Annotated in this window: 21 protein-coding genes and 1 pseudogene; 1 reads left to right on the top strand and 21 read right to left on the bottom strand. The window is 32.1% G+C overall.

What is annotated here, in order from left to right; genetic code table 11:
* Positions 1 to 421: 421 nt before the first annotated feature.
* The 17 genes from BMY18_RS12370 to BMY18_RS12290 form a co-directional block, all read right to left on the bottom strand.
* Positions 422 to 1,312: an acyl-CoA thioester hydrolase/BAAT C-terminal domain-containing protein gene (locus BMY18_RS12370; RefSeq protein WP_092454475.1), complete on the bottom strand. Its 891-nt coding sequence runs from the start codon at positions 1,310 to 1,312 to the stop codon at positions 422 to 424.
* A 400-nt stretch (positions 1,313 to 1,712) separates the two neighbouring features.
* On the bottom strand, positions 1,713 to 2,246 hold the full coding sequence (locus BMY18_RS12365; protein ID WP_092454474.1) for a GNAT family N-acetyltransferase: 534 nt from the start codon (positions 2,244 to 2,246) through the stop codon (positions 1,713 to 1,715).
* Positions 2,247 to 2,341: 95 nt separating this feature from the next.
* A complete protein-coding gene (locus BMY18_RS12360) occupies positions 2,342 to 2,953 on the bottom strand; it encodes a methyltransferase domain-containing protein (RefSeq protein ID WP_170841393.1) in 612 nt (203 codons plus the stop codon).
* A 75-nt stretch (positions 2,954 to 3,028) separates the two neighbouring features.
* Positions 3,029 to 3,691 carry a hypothetical protein gene (locus tag BMY18_RS12355; protein ID WP_092454470.1) on the bottom strand — a complete coding sequence of 221 codons (663 nt, stop codon included), beginning with the start codon at positions 3,689 to 3,691 and terminating at the stop codon, positions 3,029 to 3,031.
* Between the two features lie 68 nt (positions 3,692 to 3,759).
* Entirely contained in the window at positions 3,760 to 4,218 is a 459-nt protein-coding gene (locus BMY18_RS12350; protein ID WP_092454468.1) for a VanZ family protein, read from the bottom strand.
* 425 nt (positions 4,219 to 4,643) lie between these two features.
* Positions 4,644 to 4,946, bottom strand: coding sequence for a hypothetical protein (locus BMY18_RS12345; protein WP_092454466.1), 303 nt, complete (start codon positions 4,944 to 4,946; stop codon positions 4,644 to 4,646).
* A 22-nt stretch (positions 4,947 to 4,968) separates the two neighbouring features.
* Positions 4,969 to 5,640 carry a ribose-5-phosphate isomerase RpiA gene (rpiA, locus tag BMY18_RS12340; RefSeq protein WP_092454464.1) on the bottom strand — a complete coding sequence of 224 codons (672 nt, stop codon included), beginning with the start codon at positions 5,638 to 5,640 and terminating at the stop codon, positions 4,969 to 4,971.
* Positions 5,640 to 6,218: a histidine phosphatase family protein gene (locus BMY18_RS12335; protein ID WP_092454462.1), complete on the bottom strand. Its 579-nt coding sequence runs from the start codon at positions 6,216 to 6,218 to the stop codon at positions 5,640 to 5,642. Before BMY18_RS12335 ends, rpiA begins: the two co-directional genes overlap by 1 nt.
* Before the next feature lie 83 nt (positions 6,219 to 6,301).
* Entirely contained in the window at positions 6,302 to 7,207 is a 906-nt protein-coding gene (locus BMY18_RS21635; RefSeq protein WP_330385980.1) for a DUF3795 domain-containing protein, read from the bottom strand.
* A 53-nt stretch (positions 7,208 to 7,260) separates the two neighbouring features.
* On the bottom strand, positions 7,261 to 7,737 hold the full coding sequence (locus BMY18_RS12325; RefSeq protein WP_092454460.1) for an 8-oxo-dGTP diphosphatase: 477 nt from the start codon (positions 7,735 to 7,737) through the stop codon (positions 7,261 to 7,263).
* 275 nt (positions 7,738 to 8,012) lie between these two features.
* Positions 8,013 to 8,420 carry a hypothetical protein gene (locus BMY18_RS12320; RefSeq protein WP_092454458.1) on the bottom strand — a complete coding sequence of 136 codons (408 nt, stop codon included), beginning with the start codon at positions 8,418 to 8,420 and terminating at the stop codon, positions 8,013 to 8,015.
* A 287-nt stretch (positions 8,421 to 8,707) separates the two neighbouring features.
* Positions 8,708 to 9,316 carry a nucleoside/nucleotide kinase family protein gene (locus BMY18_RS12315; protein WP_092454456.1) on the bottom strand — a complete coding sequence of 203 codons (609 nt, stop codon included), beginning with the start codon at positions 9,314 to 9,316 and terminating at the stop codon, positions 8,708 to 8,710.
* Between the two features lie 41 nt (positions 9,317 to 9,357).
* Positions 9,358 to 9,591: a hypothetical protein gene (locus BMY18_RS12310; protein WP_092454454.1), complete on the bottom strand. Its 234-nt coding sequence runs from the start codon at positions 9,589 to 9,591 to the stop codon at positions 9,358 to 9,360.
* Between the two features lie 314 nt (positions 9,592 to 9,905).
* Positions 9,906 to 10,583, bottom strand: coding sequence for a hypothetical protein (locus BMY18_RS12305; RefSeq protein WP_092454452.1), 678 nt, complete (start codon positions 10,581 to 10,583; stop codon positions 9,906 to 9,908).
* A 79-nt stretch (positions 10,584 to 10,662) separates the two neighbouring features.
* The gene (locus tag BMY18_RS12300; protein WP_092454450.1) at positions 10,663 to 11,130 is read right to left on the bottom strand and encodes a GNAT family N-acetyltransferase; all 468 of its coding nucleotides are present in this window, start codon (positions 11,128 to 11,130) and stop codon (positions 10,663 to 10,665) included.
* 147 nt (positions 11,131 to 11,277) lie between these two features.
* Positions 11,278 to 11,799, bottom strand: coding sequence for an adenylate kinase (locus BMY18_RS12295; RefSeq protein ID WP_092454448.1), 522 nt, complete (start codon positions 11,797 to 11,799; stop codon positions 11,278 to 11,280).
* A 35-nt stretch (positions 11,800 to 11,834) separates the two neighbouring features.
* Positions 11,835 to 12,596 (bottom strand): hypothetical protein, encoded by a 762-nt coding sequence (locus BMY18_RS12290; RefSeq protein WP_092454446.1) that lies wholly within the window; start codon positions 12,594 to 12,596, stop codon positions 11,835 to 11,837.
* A 418-nt stretch (positions 12,597 to 13,014) separates the two neighbouring features.
* Here BMY18_RS12290 and BMY18_RS12285 point away from each other — a divergent pair, with 418 nt between their 5' ends.
* Positions 13,015 to 13,686 (top strand): hypothetical protein, encoded by a 672-nt coding sequence (locus BMY18_RS12285; RefSeq protein WP_092454444.1) that lies wholly within the window; start codon positions 13,015 to 13,017, stop codon positions 13,684 to 13,686.
* A gap of 18 nt (positions 13,687 to 13,704) precedes the next feature.
* Here the strand turns inward: BMY18_RS12285 and BMY18_RS12280 are convergent.
* The 4 genes and pseudogenes from BMY18_RS12280 to BMY18_RS12265 form a co-directional block, all read right to left on the bottom strand.
* Positions 13,705 to 14,397: pseudogene (locus BMY18_RS12280) on the bottom strand (aspartate/glutamate racemase family protein).
* A 79-nt stretch (positions 14,398 to 14,476) separates the two neighbouring features.
* Positions 14,477 to 15,172: a DinB family protein gene (locus BMY18_RS12275; protein ID WP_092454442.1), complete on the bottom strand. Its 696-nt coding sequence runs from the start codon at positions 15,170 to 15,172 to the stop codon at positions 14,477 to 14,479.
* 298 nt (positions 15,173 to 15,470) lie between these two features.
* Positions 15,471 to 15,950, bottom strand: a complete 480-nt coding sequence (locus tag BMY18_RS12270; protein ID WP_092454441.1) for an NUDIX hydrolase — start codon at positions 15,948 to 15,950, stop codon at positions 15,471 to 15,473.
* Positions 15,951 to 16,058: 108 nt separating this feature from the next.
* On the bottom strand, positions 16,059 to 16,679 hold the full coding sequence (locus BMY18_RS12265; protein ID WP_092454439.1) for a methyltransferase domain-containing protein: 621 nt from the start codon (positions 16,677 to 16,679) through the stop codon (positions 16,059 to 16,061).
* Positions 16,680 to 16,856: the final 177 nt, after the last annotated feature.

The following is a 16,856-nucleotide window of genomic DNA, read 5'->3' as shown; positions in this document are numbered from 1 at the left end:
TCTTCACAATTCCGTCAAACATTAAACGCAGTTTGTTCATCAAGCAATCACTTTTCGAACATAATTTGTATGTATACTATGAATATAAGTTAGCCAAACAACAGGAATATCCCTCCTGCGGCAATCTAACTTACTTAATATAATAACTAATTTTTTCATAAAATGGCAAGTATATTCCACAGTATACTTGCCACTCCTCTTTTTACGGATAGAAGTTCTAGCATGATTTTCTTTATTATTAATTGTATATTATATGTTCGTTTTTCCCTTGAACTTCATTTTCTCTCTCCCGCACACTGCTTTACAGTGGATCTTTTCATGATTTGACTTCAGCTAGCCTCCTTTTCATTTCACAACAGGTGTCGATTGCGAAACATATCATCTCTCAAACAGGAATTTGTCGCTGAGTTATTATGTATAATTACCATTCCTTCAAGAACTTCAAAATACGCTGTACACTATCTGTACGAGCCTCATCACATTCTTTCGGATATTTTTTCTCCGCTGGAATTATTAGCTTAATCAATGTCCTTGGAATGAACCCAATTTTCGCTGCTGTTAATGCGTGACTTGCTTTTTCATAAATATGATACTCTACACGATGAGCATAATTTGAAATTTTGAGATTATCAACTATTCGTGGTACAGCTTCATCCGATGGCCAGAAGTCATCATTTTTTACTGCAAGAAGAAGTACATCAGCATTCATATTTTCAGTCCTAATTCTAGATTCTGGGGTTAATTTTGGTGTAAGTTGGTCATACCCATATCTCATAAATCTTGTAAGACCATATCCTTGTGCTTTCTTTGCTCTACGAAGCCATACCATCATTCCCATATCAAGAAATTCTGTTGGGGTGTACGGAATATCCTCCCCATGCCATGTATAGACAGAGCAATACAATCTTTTATTATTTTTGGTAGTTCCTTCAAGTACATGGTCATATGGTACAACGGGAATTACACATGTAATTTCTGGAATAAGTGAAGCTGAAAGTAATGTGTAACCACTCCCTGTAGAAATTCCAGTCATAGCTATTTTCTTTACTCCCTTTTTATCCAACAACCAATGAACTGCTTTTTCTACATAATCGACTTGTATGGATGCTAATTTGTTAGAAAGTCCGTTCCATAAATAAAACCCGAGAACTAAAACATTATAGCCCTCTTTAATGAGAAATTCTGCCATAGCAATACTTGTCTTTTCATCACATGATGCCCCGCCAACTGAAATAATCGCTTTATCAGTATCATAATTACCTGAATAGTAATTAGCAATAAATCCTTCTTTTTCTAATGTACATCTTTCCATCAATTAAACCTCATTTCTGTTTTTCTAACAATTCAAATCCCATATAAATTACAAGCTCTTATACAAAAAAAATAGCCACAGACCCTCTTGGGAATCTGTAACTAATAAAATGTCTATATTAAAATTTACTGATTTTAACAGTCCCCATTACAATATATTCCCCAACATCTTGTATGAAGTAAGTTTATAACTTTTATATGGTTATTTCAAGTTAAATTAATACAAATTATGGTAATATAATCCCACACTTAATATACCATATGATACTTACTGGCACAAAATATAAGCCACTACAATTTTGAGGGGAGTAGTGGCTCACATATATCATTCTACTGGGGAGTAGAACTTATTTATTCTATATTAAACAGAACTATAAAGCAATATTAATTTTATGGAAATCTTAAGATACTGTTATTGTTTGCCTTCTATCTATTTCAAAATGTACAAGGTCTATTTCCATTCCATTATTCTTAAATCCGTTTTCCTCAATAAATATCTGCTTAAATCCAAGTTTATTTAGGATCTTAATACTTGCAACATTTAAAACTACTGCGTCTGCAATAACATAAGCATTTGAGTGCTTTTCAAATATATAATTCAAAACGCCTTGAGCTGCTTCAAATGCATAACCCTTTCCCCAATATTCTTCTTTTATCTGATAAAAAAGTCCACATTTAAAATCATCGTTATCGATAACAGGAAATCCAATTATTCCAATCATTTTATTATTTAATAAAATAATGAACTTATTTGCACCTAAGTTGTCTTTATACCTGGATAACAAATCATTCAATCTAATTTGACAATCCTCTCTTGATGATAATAGCTTATTGTATGTATACTTAATAACCCCAAAGTTTCCCCATAGTTGGAATACATCTTCCAAATACTTATCTTCCAAAGGAACTATCTGTAATCGCTCTGTCTTTATCATAAACCCTCCTATTAAAAATTAATAATCTACCCATCTACATTTAAATCCACTTAATTTGTGCTCTTTCAATATATATCACTCATTATGTACTCTGTTTATAATTTCTGTGCAACAATTTTGTTAATTGCATGATAATGCTTCGGTGCACCTGGATGCTCATCTTCAAGCACAAATGCTTTCAAGCTTAATATCTTCCATCCCTGATAAAATCCCTGTAATTCTCCTTCATCCGCCAAACCAACCGCAAACTCTTCAATATCTGGTGATGCTGGAACCTTATTCGTAAAAATCTGAATAATATGAATTCCTCCAACATTGGTATGCTCTTTTGCCTCTTGAATGAAATGATGCCATCCTTCTTTCGCCACAAAATGCAGCGTCCCATATGAAATAACTAAGTCATAATTTTCTTTCCATGGAAAAGTGCATAAATCTTGTGTAAATGAATTCAATTCCACTTCATTTTTAGCTGCAATCTTTTTCACCTTTGCAATCGCATTTTCCGAAATATCAAATGCATTTACTCTTTCAAATCCATTTGAAGCTAAATATATGGAATTTTTAGCTTCACCACATCCAGCTTCTAACACATTCCAACTTTTTTGAAATAGTTCTATAAACTCTTTCACTTCTGGATTTGGATTCGTTCCAAATGCAGATATTTTATCATCTTTATAGGATTCCTCCCAAAATGGTACACTCGCCATATATAACTTCCTCCCGATATTCATTGCCTTCCTATTTTTTAACTGACGTTGACTTTTTGCGGCAACTACGTCACATTACCACTTAAACACCAACGGTAGATCCGGTCTAAAATCCATAGATTGATTTAAAACTCCATTATCAAACTCTAACTCAACAAAGTGTTCTCTATCTTGATTAATGGATAGAAGATTAAGTCGATTTAGTGTACAAGCTGACTCTGATAATGCATCATCTTGATTTACATGAATTTTTACAGATGTCACTTCATTCAACGGGACTTTATGTTCCATTGGTTCTGTCTTCCTAATTGGAGACTCTGCCTGCCTTGTCGCAAAATTTAGATAGAAATACATGGGTTCACTCAGTGGTGTATTTTCGGCAACTTGAATTTTTAGAAAATCTGGTAAATAAATAGGATGATAGTCCCACACTGGGAATGGTGCTATTTCAGTTTTTTCCTTTGTAGGTCTAAATGCAATTCCAAATGGAGAAAAGTTATTTGTTCTTGATAAACAGCGTTCATATAATCTCATTGGCTTAGTGAGCTCGCTGCGTACATCGTCCAAATTTTCTACCCACAGAAGCTCCAACATAAAGTTATGAAAATAGAATCTTCTGTTTGCTGTCCCTTGCCCAATGTGTATATTTGAAGAACCTTCTACAAGCCCAAATGCTTTAAGCAAGTCACCAGCAGGTGCTTTGGCTTCTGTGCATATATAAATGTGGTCGATTTCCATGGATATCCTCCTGATATTGTTTTAATAACATTTAATAGCTTGCTATTTTAACTTTTTTTCATCTATCCCTATTTCAGTAATTTCTGAATAGGTTTCGTTCTCCAGATCACAAAGCCTAATATTGCACCTAACGTATTAAGAATAATATCATCAATATCAAAAGCGCCTCTTGTGGTCAATAGTTGTATGAGCTCAAGCAAAAATATTATGATAATTATCCAAACAGAAAATGTGCTTACTTTTTTAATTTTTTTTATGAAGAATGGTAAATATAATCCCATAGGAAAAAGTAGAATAAGATTACCGCCAAGATTTGTTATCGGCGCTGATAGGTTCATACTTCCAGTAAATAGCGCTATGATATATCTACTTATGTTTTTGAATGGAATGATATTTATTGAATACTTTATATATTCAATATATGACCAATGATGTATGAAATTTGGCCTTAAATATAATATACTTACTAATAAAAGCAGATAAAACACAAAACTAATAGCAAAAATAACCTTAATTACTTTTTTCATTTTTTCCCCTTATTTTCCCTTTATATTTTTTAATTTCTGACGCAATATAATACGATTGTGACTTAATTAATTGGATATCTCTCCTATTCTATAACTTCCTTCTATTTACACACATAGACCATCTTCACAATTCCTTCAAACTTTAAACGCAATTTGTTCATCAAGCAATCACTCTTGAGACATAATTTGTATGTATACTATGAATATAAGTTAACCAAGGAACAGGAATATCCCTCCTGCGGAAAGCTAACTTACTTAATATATGATAACTAATTTTTTCATAAAATGGCAAGTATATTCCACAATATACTTGCCACTCCTCTTTTTACGGGGGCAGATGTATACACTTTTCCTTTTTGAATATACTCTTTGCTTATTGCTTATTGCTCATTACTTATTACTTATTACTCATTACTCATTACTTATTACACTTTCTTTTTCCCTTTACATTCAATTTTATCTTTACAATAAGGACAATATAGTAACTTATCATTAACACCCATATTCATCCCTAGCAAGTTCTGCTGCCATGTGATTTCAAATGTATTATTACATTTTGAGCATTTCCAGATGAAATTTTTTGTACTCCAATAAAAAAGCATTATTATACCAATGAGAAGCATACTTAGACCTATAAAGGGAATCCAAATGCTGAAAGGAGCTCCTCCAACCGACATTATTGCTCCTATAATTATAAATCCTGCCGAGAGTTTCCCCAACCATTTCATTTTTATTTTCCTCCTAATTTCACTAGACATCATTTTTTATGGTTTTTACACCTTCATCGGTTCCAACCACAATATATTTACACAGATTAATAAATAAACCGTGTTCCAATATCCCAACTATTGAAGCAAGTTTTGTTATTACATCATCGATATTAATTGGAGCTCCTAAATGTAAATCCACAATATAATTACCATTATCAGTAATAAACTTTTCTCCATTTGTCACTCTTAGTACAGGACGAAATCCAAAGTCTTGCATTTTAGAAAATGCTTGTTTGGAACCATATATTGCAATTTCTACTGGTAATGGAAATCTACCAAGCGAATTTACTAGTTTGGAATCATCCATTATCCATATAACTTCTTTAGCCAATGTTGCAACTACTTTTTCTCGGTATAATGCGCCACCGCCACCTTTGATAGCATTGAAATGTGAATCGATCTCATCGACTCCATCAATTGCTAAATCAATGTGATCTGCATCATCAATTGTTAATAATGGTATTCCCAGTTGCCTTGCTTGTAACTTAGTTGCTATTGAAGTAGGTACGGCTTTCAAATCCATCCCTTTTTTTACTAACTCTCCAATTGCGTTAATAGCATAATAAGCAGTGGAACCTGTTCCTAACCCTAAAATCATTCCATCTTTTACATATTTAGCTGCTGCTTCTCCTGCCATCTTCTTTTTATTCATTATGAGATTCCTCCGAATTCTTTACTATCGATTTCTACAATCTCAGTGTTCTTCATGGCGTAATTTTCAACCATTTGGTTAAATGGAGTATCTCGTAAATAAGACAGCAGACACATTATGACTGCGCTATGTGTTACAATTAATACATCTGAACTATTTATCTTAATGATTTTCTTAAGGATTGGAAGTAACCTATCTAAGACATCCTGATATGATTCCCCTTCTGGCAGCCTTGTATATCTTCTATCTATAAGCCATTTACTATATTGTGCAGGATATTTTTCTTGTACTTCGGTCCATGTATTCCCTTCCCATAATCCTAGATTCATTTCTTCAAGGCCTTCTAGTACTTCATATTTTTTATTTAAATACTGAGATACTATCTCTGCTGTTTGTTCTGCTCGTTTCTGTTTGCTTGTATATATTTTCTCTATATGTAAATGCATATCTTTTAACTCGATGCCTAATCTCTTCCCCTGGTCTAACCCATTTTTATTAAGTTCGATATCTGTACTTCCTTGAATTCTTTTTTCAAGATTCCAATCAGTTTGTCCATGTCTTATAAATATTAATTTCATTTGTAATCCTTCCATATATAACACTCACTATATGTTTTACTTATAAATTTTGTTTAAATAAAATATCATACAATGGATAACCCTTATCTGTTACACCAACTTTTACATTGCTCAATTCTTTTTCCTTTATCACCTTGCTCTTCATCATAAGAAAACCTTTTTAAATTATCACAAGGAATCTCGGAACACTCGCCACAATTATTCAATGATTTACTTTCACAACAAGTTTTGATTATACAATTACCCCAAAAAGGATTATCAATATTTACACAACCCTTACAGCCTTTCTTTTCTTTAAATGTACATTCACTGCACACAATGCCGCATCTTGATTCAACCATATGTATTTGCTCCTTTTGCCTTCTAACCCAGTTTAATACTTCATTACCCAACTGTTCCTGTGGCAAATTATCAACCTCTAAATAGTCCACATTATTTAATCCCTTCATCCACTCTTCTTTTAATGGCATGATTTTATTAAAATAATACTCAAAATATCTACGTTGCCTCACCGAATCACTTAATTTATTACTACGTAGCTTCTCCTCACTGGCTTTTAGGAATAAAATTTTATCTGGGAAACATTTTCTTAGTTCTCCAAGTTCTTTATGTAAATATTTTTCAACATCCCACGCTTGTCCAATTGTTCTCGGCCAATATAATGTATGGAATTCTATTTCTTCTGCTCCAAAATCAAAAACCACACTATTGCCTTTCATCTCAGTTGCTTTTATATATCTTCTAATCTCTTTATCTATCCATATTTTCTGAACTTCAATATAATCCTTAAGAACTGATTTATCGTAATTATGTTGATTTAAAACATTAGTCATCTCATCATCCCACTCAAAGCTTGCAATTACATCATCCGTATTACTTTCAATGAACTTTAAAGCTGTCGTTTTACCTGAAGCCATACAGCCCTGCAAGGATAATACTTTAGGTCTTTTACTATTATCTAAATTTGTATTTTTCGGTTGTACTGACATAGGGTAATTCCTTTCTAACAGATTACATAGACAAATTTTTACTTATTCTCATATCAACGCAACTTAATTTGACTTATTCCATCCTTGCTCCATGTTGCATAAGCTTCATTTACATTATTCTTTAAAAATAACACCATATTTGTTTTCATATTTGGTGCAAGCTTTGAATCAAGAAAAGCTTCCTTATCCATCCAGAAAACTTTCCCTTCTTTTGTTTCACCAATAAGTTCTCCATTATAAGCTTTCGTTTTATATAGAAATACGAGCCAGCGTTCAGGTTCATCTGCATTATCCCAATCAATTACCCCACATGGTATTAGGTTAAATACATCCAATCCCGTTTCTTCCTTAACTTCTCTTATTGTGGAATCAATTAAACTTTCACCATTTTCAACATGACCACCTGGGAATGTGTATCCATACCAATCATCATCTTCTTTTTTTACTTTATCCAAAACTAAAACTTTGTTATTCGTTTCATCATATATCATGCACATATTTAAGAGCGTTGTTTTAATAGATCTATCCATATTTTCCTCACCTTTTTTAATGTCTCAAATTCGTATTCTTTTTAATTCCACATAGAATATTTTCACAATTCCTTCAAACTTTAAACGCAATTGGTTCATCAAGTAATCACTTTTGCAACATAATTCTTATGTATACTATGAATATAAGTTAACCAAGGAAATGGAAACCCCTCCTGTGGAAAGCTAACTTACTTAATATATAATAACTAATTTTTTCATAAAATGGCAAGTATATTCCACAGTATACTTGCCACTCCTCTGTTTATGGGTGATTCTCACTCTACTATTTTCTTATCTCCAAAATATTGTGTTAATATTAAAATTAATGCCGTACACGCCAAAATACCATCCATAATTCCAGCTGGTAACATAAAAATCATCAATGCCATGGTAATTACACAATTAATTACCGAAAGTGCTAATCCCCACATTCTGTTTTTCAATAAACCATATGCACCAATTAATCGAACCACGCCGAAAATTCCTCCCATAATCATCATTAGGTAAAGATTTGCTTGTAGATACGGTACGATGAAGGAGATGTATTGTCCTGCATTTGCTATGTCAAAATCAAATGCTAAAATTGGAATGAGTGCAAGGCATCCACAAAGTTCAAATAATCCACCATGTATTATCATTATAATTGCTGCTATTTTATACTTTTTCATTTTCACTTTTTTCACGACTCCTCCTCGAAAAACTTCAGTATTTTTATCTTATACGCCTTGTATAAAGAATCTATTCTAATATAAAAATAGCCACAGACTCACTTGGGAATCTGTAGCTAATAAAATGTTTATATTAAAATTAATTGATTTTAACAATCCCCATTACAACATATTCCCCAACATCTTGTATGACCTAATTTTATTACATTTACTTGGTTATTTCAAGTTAAATCAATACATATATTGGTAATGACATATCCCGTGAAGTTAATATCATATTTTCCCGAACAATGAACCATCTTTTATAATTTAAATATCTTCTCTACAGCTAAATAATTTTCTTCTATACTTTTTGTTCCATCTACTACTAAGGTATGATAGCCTAATTTCCTAGCATCTTCTAACACTACGCTTGCATATAGGTAATCTCTTTGCATCCAATTTTCAAATGCCAGTTCTTTGTTACCACATCCCCTAAGATAATGTGGTACCCATGGCCGCTTTAAATATTCTTCGTATTGAAACTGTTTTGTTGGAACCATACAAATATACTTTGATTGAGATATTCCTATTTTCTTCATCAGATTTGGCAAGAAGGCTGCTCCTTCTGCCACAATTGGAATATCACTAGCTTTAATGATTAAATCAGCCAAAATATATTCAAACATTTCGCAATACATTTTCAATTCTTCTTCATTTTGTATATTCGGATTTCTTAACCAAAGTTCATCTAACGTCATTTTTGAAACTTTAGAGAGTAATGGCTTTCCATCCTTAGCGCCTTTTTCTATATAGGTATTTAAAAAATCATCAACCTTAAAATATTGAAAATCATATTTGTCGACTAGCATTTTAGAAATTGTACTTTTCCCACAGCAAGGTGAACCGCCTAAATAATATATCTGTCCCATTAATTTACCCCATAATATATACATTTTTCTATCATTTTTTATTATTCTTTCTCTTTTTCTGCCCCTCTTAAGTATCCAATACCAACAATCAAACTTACTATACTGCATATCAATAATGGTATTCCAATAGAACCTAATAGCTCATTAAATAAATAGTAATCCCAGTTTCTCGTAGATGCACCCACACAACAGATTGCGGTTGCAATGATGTATCTTGATATAAATAATAACGCTGCAATAAATACAAAAGCTACCCCTGTAGTTCTCTTTTTCATTTTTCAATCTCCCCCTTTTATAAAACTCACAATCCTAATACGTTTGCGACTTAATTTACATATACTATACTATAATGATTTAATTATATCTACTATATATTACCAATATAGTGTAAATATTCAATTTAGCTTTTCTGTTATTTTAAATATGATTTACCATGAAATTGAATTTTCGATATCTATAGTAAAAATCTGCTCATCATCTCCCCAAACGTCTTTTTCATCTGCGATTTTGTCGCCTTTTTGAAATTCCTTGATTTCCAATATGAATTTCTACCTTCCTTTCAATATCAAAAGTACTGATATTTCCTGTTTTACATATGTTCAAAAAGCGTATGAAATAATTTTACAACATCGTCATCAATGTTATAGTAATGATTTAATTCTGCAAGTGAAAATTCCATTCTATCCTTAATTGCTTCTTTAATTCTATTTTTAACTCCCTCTTTGATTCCACCCTCATGCCTATTTTCCCCACAGCATTTGGCAATTGCATCATCAACCTCTATCGCCAATTCTTGGGCTGCTATTTGCTTTCCGCATAAATATTTAATACAGCATCTATGAATTAATCTTACAGCTTTATACCATTCTGGTCTTTCAGGCAAAAATTTACTCTGAATTGTTTTTCGTTTCGTTTCTTCCAAAATGTGAAAGCCATAATCACATAGAATTATTTCATTATCAAGTTCAGTCTGAAGCACCGTTTCACGAATATCCAAATCCACGCTTATGCCATTTTCATAGTTTAAAATAAATATACCTTTAGGGTTTTCAGTGCGATTTGTCATAACAATACGATTATACTTCCCTATTATTTCATCCAGTAAATCGTTATTTATATCCCCACACAATATTAAGTCCACATCTGAAAATGGTTTTGCCCTGCCATGTGCAAGGGAGCCCTCTAATACAAGAGATAATGCGTTTTTGTCGCATACAGATATCATATAATCAATGTATTCTTTATGGTTCTCTGTTGGAAATTTCAAATGTCTTGCCTCCTGTTTTTTATATAACTCATGCAATATGAACAGTCAATATTATCCCTACTATTGTAACTCCTCTATCTCAAATATCTCGCCTGATTTTCTCTACATTTACACATTTAAATCCATTCTTTTCATAAAGTTTTATAGCCTTTTCATTCCACTTGGCAACATGCAACTTGATTGGAGCTTCACTCGTATCCTGTATATGACTAATTGCAAAATGAAGTAGTTGTTCCCCATATCCTCTGCCACGATACTTTTTATTTACGATTAAATCATCTATCTCATTTCCATTGCATGCCACAGAACCAATCAACTCATTATTTTCAATCCAACAATGTATTTTATCCTTCTTCACCGTTAGCTGCTCAGGTGATGAATAAAAATTATATGGCTGAACTTCGAGTGTTTTCCTCATTTCATAAAAGCATTCATTATAAATCTGAACATATACGTCATACATAGAATCATCATAATGATTTAGTTTAAGGCTTGAATCTATCGTATTCCCAACATATTTCATTTCATATGCTATTATTTCTATCATCAGAGTTCCCCTTTATCCTTATAGTTCGAGATTTTTAGCGAATGTTATATCTACTGCTAAGCGCTGACGATTTTATCTAATCGTATCCTACTTACATATCCAATATGATGGCATAATAGAGGATTTTAGTAAACAAGATGCTCATCTTTACAATTTTATATCAACTTCATACTTATCATCAATTAAAATGTAATCGCAATTTGATCGTTTACATTTTTTAAAATTAATCAAATTCTCTCGAACAAGCATCTGAATTGTACAATATTCAGAATCACTCTCATCCCTATATTCAATAGCACTTGCATTTTCTATAATTTCATCATAGTGTTCTTGAATATACTTTTCGCTAAATATTAGACAACTATATTTTATGTATTTCAAATATTCATCTTCAAAATCCTTTTTATAATCAAACGGAATATAGCAGCCTTCTATTATTAAATTCTGCCTATTTTCAATATTTGTTTTTATAATTTCTCTAGTGATAGGCCAAAGCAGATCCATTATAGCGTCTGCATCATCTTCTGGTGTTAATTTACTAAATCCACTCCTAATCAGTCCCATTTTCAAATGATCTAATGATAAATATGGAAATTCATATTTCTTTAATAGCTTTTGAGCAAGTACCGTTTTTCCTGTATGTGAACTCCCTGCAATTAAAACAATCATTCCAAATCCTCCAAATTAACGTCCCACCCCACCTCTTAAATAGATAGTTCTTTCTCAATGTATTCAGAAGAGAAATCATACCAAACCACACCTTTTTTCCCCGCTTGTTCTTTTATGTGAATTTTATATAATTCTTCCGTCACCGATTTGTTATTAATGAAATATAATTCGGCTGTTGAATCGTATGTACTTGGCTGACAATACCCTAATATATCAGTTTCACTAATATCTGATTTGAATCTCAATTTTCCATATCCATTGTCTAAGGCACCGTTTGAATAATTAAAGGTTCCATCTGCTTTAAGATCTTGTAAACCTCGAAGCACCTGAATGTATCCATAAACTTCATTATTCATATAATGTAAAACTTCATAAAACTGCACATCACTACCTACTGTTAATTCAAGAACAATTTCAGGTATATTGTCCCCATCCATATCGAGTACTGCGAAGTGCGTTACTTTGAAAATGGTTCCATAAAGCTCTTTATTTGTTAATAAATCATTCAAATATACATTTTTCTTGTTATCTGTACTAAAAAATGTAGCTTTATTTTGCAACACTGCTTTGTATGCTTCCATTATTGACTTTTTCTCAGATGACATCTGAGTAGTTTTACTGTCTGCAAAAGCATTGACCGATGTCGGCGAAGAACTTGTAGAAATACTTACATCAGAACTTTTGCTATTACTTACGCTACTGTTGTTTTCTATGTTTGAACTGCTTTTATTGGAACACGCAGTAATTGAAACACTTAACAGAATCACAAGAAGTACACTTATAAATTTGGTTTTCATTTAAATAGCCTCTTTTCAATATAGATATAATCCACTCTTTAAAATCATAGTGGCACATTTAACTCCTATTATACTACTATAATTAGATTATATCTGCATTATCAAACCAAATACTTTCTATCATAAATGTCATACCTTTTTGTATTTTATTGTAAATACTTTCTAGCATAATGATATTTCTTTTCGGCATTGAGTGGATAGAATCTCAAACTATTTCTAAAATTATTTTGAAATCGGTCCAAAATGACTTGTAATGAATATTGCAATGTTATAAGATTAGTTAAGACAACATATCGGGGAATATATTGTAGTGGGTAATGTAAGTTTATGAATTAATAAGAGCATTGGTTGTTGCAAATTCCCAAGTGAATCTGCAACTTTTTTTATATTATAATAAACCAGAAGGAGAATAAACAAAATGAACAATAATAATAATTACAATAATCAAAATCCGCAACAATATGGATATTTCAACAATAATGGACAACCGTTGAATCCAAAAAAGAAAAGAATTAGTACCGGTGGTATTGTTGCCATCGTTATAGGTGCTGTTACTAGCATCGCGTTTATGTTTGTTTCAAGTTTAATATTGGGAGGTTATCTAGCAAAAAACATAGAAAGTTATGTAGAATCTTATTATAGTCTATCTGAAGGTATTGTAAGCAAACCGGATGGTTTTTATGGGAAGACATTTACTTTTATTGACGATTCAACCTTATATTTAAATGACAATGGTACCTATTTATGGTACAAAGATAATAATATAAAGAATGATAATTATTTCGAGGGTACGTTTGTTGTCGCTACTGGTGTTGCTGCAGAAAATATGATCATTAATGATTTAAGTTCATATGGTGTTACAAATAAAGAATTGCAAGAATTTTACTCAAGGAATGAAGGCACCGAGTTTTCACAGGAACATTTAGTATGTATTGTTATGACATCCACAAAAAGAATTATAAATAAAACCAATGTATTAAAAGCAAATGACGTTGTACCATATATGGGATTTTATAATGAAGAGAGTTATTCATTAGCAAATATGAAAAGCGGGGAATTTTTGACGGTTACATCTGTAGAAGACCAATAAATAATATAAAGCGTGAACTTATTTTCCCATTGCAAACATGGCTGCTTTCGTTGCGTGGATTTGTGTAGTATCGAACACTGGTAATGTAGTATCTTGCTACCCGATAAGCAAACCGATTTCTGTGCATCCGAGAATAACTCCTTGTGCACCTTTCTCTTTTAATTTTCCAATTATTTTTATATATTTATTTCTGGATTCTTCTGAAATAATGCCTAAGCATAATTCATGATATATAATATGATTTATAATTTCCATATCTTCCTCATTTGGTATTAGAACATCTATTTTATTTATAATCAATTTGGCTTTATAAAAATCTTCTTTCATCGTATACTTCGTTCCAAGAAGCGCTACTCTTTTGATTCCATTTTCTTTTAACTTTTCTGCTGTTGCTTCTGCAATATGAATAATTGGAATGCTAATTTTTTGTTGGATTTGGGGTACTACCTTATGCATTGTGTTGGTACAAATAACGATAAAATCTGCTCCTGCTTTTTCGAGATTTTGAGCAGCTGTACCTAATATTTCTGCGCTTTTATCCCAGTCTCCATTTGCCTGACATGCCTCAATTTCCTGGAAATCAACGCTATATAACAAAACCTTCGCCGAATGGAGACCTCCAAGTTGTTCTTTTACAACTTCATTTACTATTCGATAATATGTTACTGTACTTTCCCAACTCATTCCACCAATCAATCCTACTGTCTTCATCTTCAATTTATCCTCCTTCATGAATTCCTGTTTAACTTGGTAATATTACACATCTTATTTCTTCGAAGATTTGTTAATTTCAGCTTCGAAAAAATTTATTTCTTGTTCTTATATATTCTTTCCATTTACAACAATCATTTAAATGAAGCATTACATGCCGTGTAGGGGGCATTAACAGAATTCCTGCTACATCCTTTTTACCCCAAAAATCCAGTAACCAAATAGAGTCTTGCTGGCTCGTTACACCGCCTTCGCAAAGTATCTTTTCTATGGCTTTAGGTAAAACCTTACGTTTCATATCATCTTGAGTTAATGAACTGACAATCTCTCTCGTCCTATTTCCGACTTTATTTCTATAATTAAGTAATTCCTCTATATTAATATTTTTACTCAAATTCATAATCTCATCATCGGTCTGGGCGTTTCCAGTATCAGTAATTGAAACGTTCATTTGCTGTCTCCATGATTCGTTAAATAATTGGTCTCCATCTGCTGCCAAGATACCCATTGCTATATCTTCGATTCTTGCAATATGCCACATTACCCATGCGATAGTCTCATCCTTGCTCGTTGGCATAATGGCATATTCATTATCACATAAATCATTTATTAGCGAATCTACTTCATTTGGTCTTGTACCCGATATTTTAGATAAATGCAAGCTTGCATGAATTTCTAGAAATATTTCTTTCGCTTGCTCAATCTTATTTGATTGACGAATAATACTATTTAATTGTTTATGCTTTTCACTCAAACCCTCACCAAAATATTTCATACGCTCTCACCCTTCTAAATACGATGTCTTCTTGTTTCTTATAAAATAGTATATCTTCACAATTCCTTCAAACTTTAAACGCAATTTGTTCATCAAGCAATCACATTTGCGACATGATTTATCTGTATACTATGAATATAAGTTAACCAAGTAGCAGGAAAATCCCTCCCGCGAAAAACTAGCTAACTTACATAAGATAAAATAACTAATTTTTTCATAAAATGGCAAGTATATTCCACAGTATACTTGCCACTCCTCTTTTTACGGGGACTTGGTGCTCCATTTATTGAGTAATTTGTTAATGGCTAATACGTAGTCTGCTATCAATATCTGTACCACTTATTTGTTTTGCTTCTTCTATTTCCTTCAATTTGGAAATAAGTTTCGGCTGAATCAATGGATATGTCCATTCTGTAGGTAACTCATCCCAAAGAAATATCTTTTCCATTTCACTATGCAATTCTTCCTCAAATGTTTCGATTTCTGCATAGTATAACATCCCAAAAGTTTCTTCTCCAGTTCCGTTCACTTCATTTTTATCGGTTACTGAATAAACACTGATCGGTGTAATTGAAAACTCCAATGCCCCGGTTTCCTCATAAAGTTCCCTTTTAGCCGTATCTATGATATTTTCATTAGCTTCTCTATGTCCTCCCGGCACTTCGTATGTATCTCGGTTTTTGTGTTTACAAAATACCCATTTCCCAGATGATTTTGAGATAATGACAGCAAATTTAAGCAGTTCATCATCTATATTATCATAAAATTTAACTTCCATGATTGATATTTTCCTCCTGCGCATTAATATGTATTACTCTAATATGATGATACCACCTTTTCAATTCTAATATCAAAATATTGCTCTTGGAAATGCACTTTAAGTATGTTACATCTTCATAAAATCCACTTGCACAAATTTCTTTCCATTTGGTAATGGAATATCCTCCCTATATATCTTCGAGTATCCAATTAGTGCAAGTTCATCTGTAAGTTTATCTTCTTCCATCTGATGATGAACCTCACAAACCCTATCAAATGCATGAATATAAGGCGATTCTGAGACAAAACCATCCTGTTCATTTATTTGTATGATAACAGAAATATATCTAGGTGACATCACATTCATATGATGTGTAAAAGCATCATACCCGATATACTCAACAAACAAATTTGCAATTACTAGGTCTGCGATTGGCAATTCAACGTTCTTATTGGTTAGATCAACACAAACTGTCTCGAAATGACCATCTAATTCTGAATATCTGTGTCTGCAGACTTCCAAATATTTTTCGTTAATATCAACACCATAAACAATATTTATTTTTTGTGTTTCTACGTGTTCTAAACCATTTCCACCTGCGATTCCAAGAATCATAACACTGTTAACATCGTAACCGTGCAGTTGCTTTTTCATGATTTTATTTAATACTTGCTGTTGCTGTACCGTATCTAAATTCATATGTTTTTCGTATGTTTCCAGGGGTATATCTAAAAATGGGTTACGCATTACTTTTCCTCCAAAATTGAAATATTCTCAGATAATAAATCTATAATTTATGAGTGAAGGTATTTTTTCGACGCTTTAGCCAATAAAATCACGAAATAAATTATAGTTGAAATAATAGCGATTAAAATTGCTAGATTTAATATATATACTATCGTAAATACAACCATTGCAATGATA

Source organism: [Clostridium] fimetarium (assembly GCF_900111235.1).
In the GTDB taxonomy this organism is placed as follows: Bacteria; Bacillota; Clostridia; order Lachnospirales; family Lachnospiraceae; genus Clostridium_N; species Clostridium_N fimetarium.
This window is presented reverse-complemented; position numbering and strand designations above follow the sequence as displayed.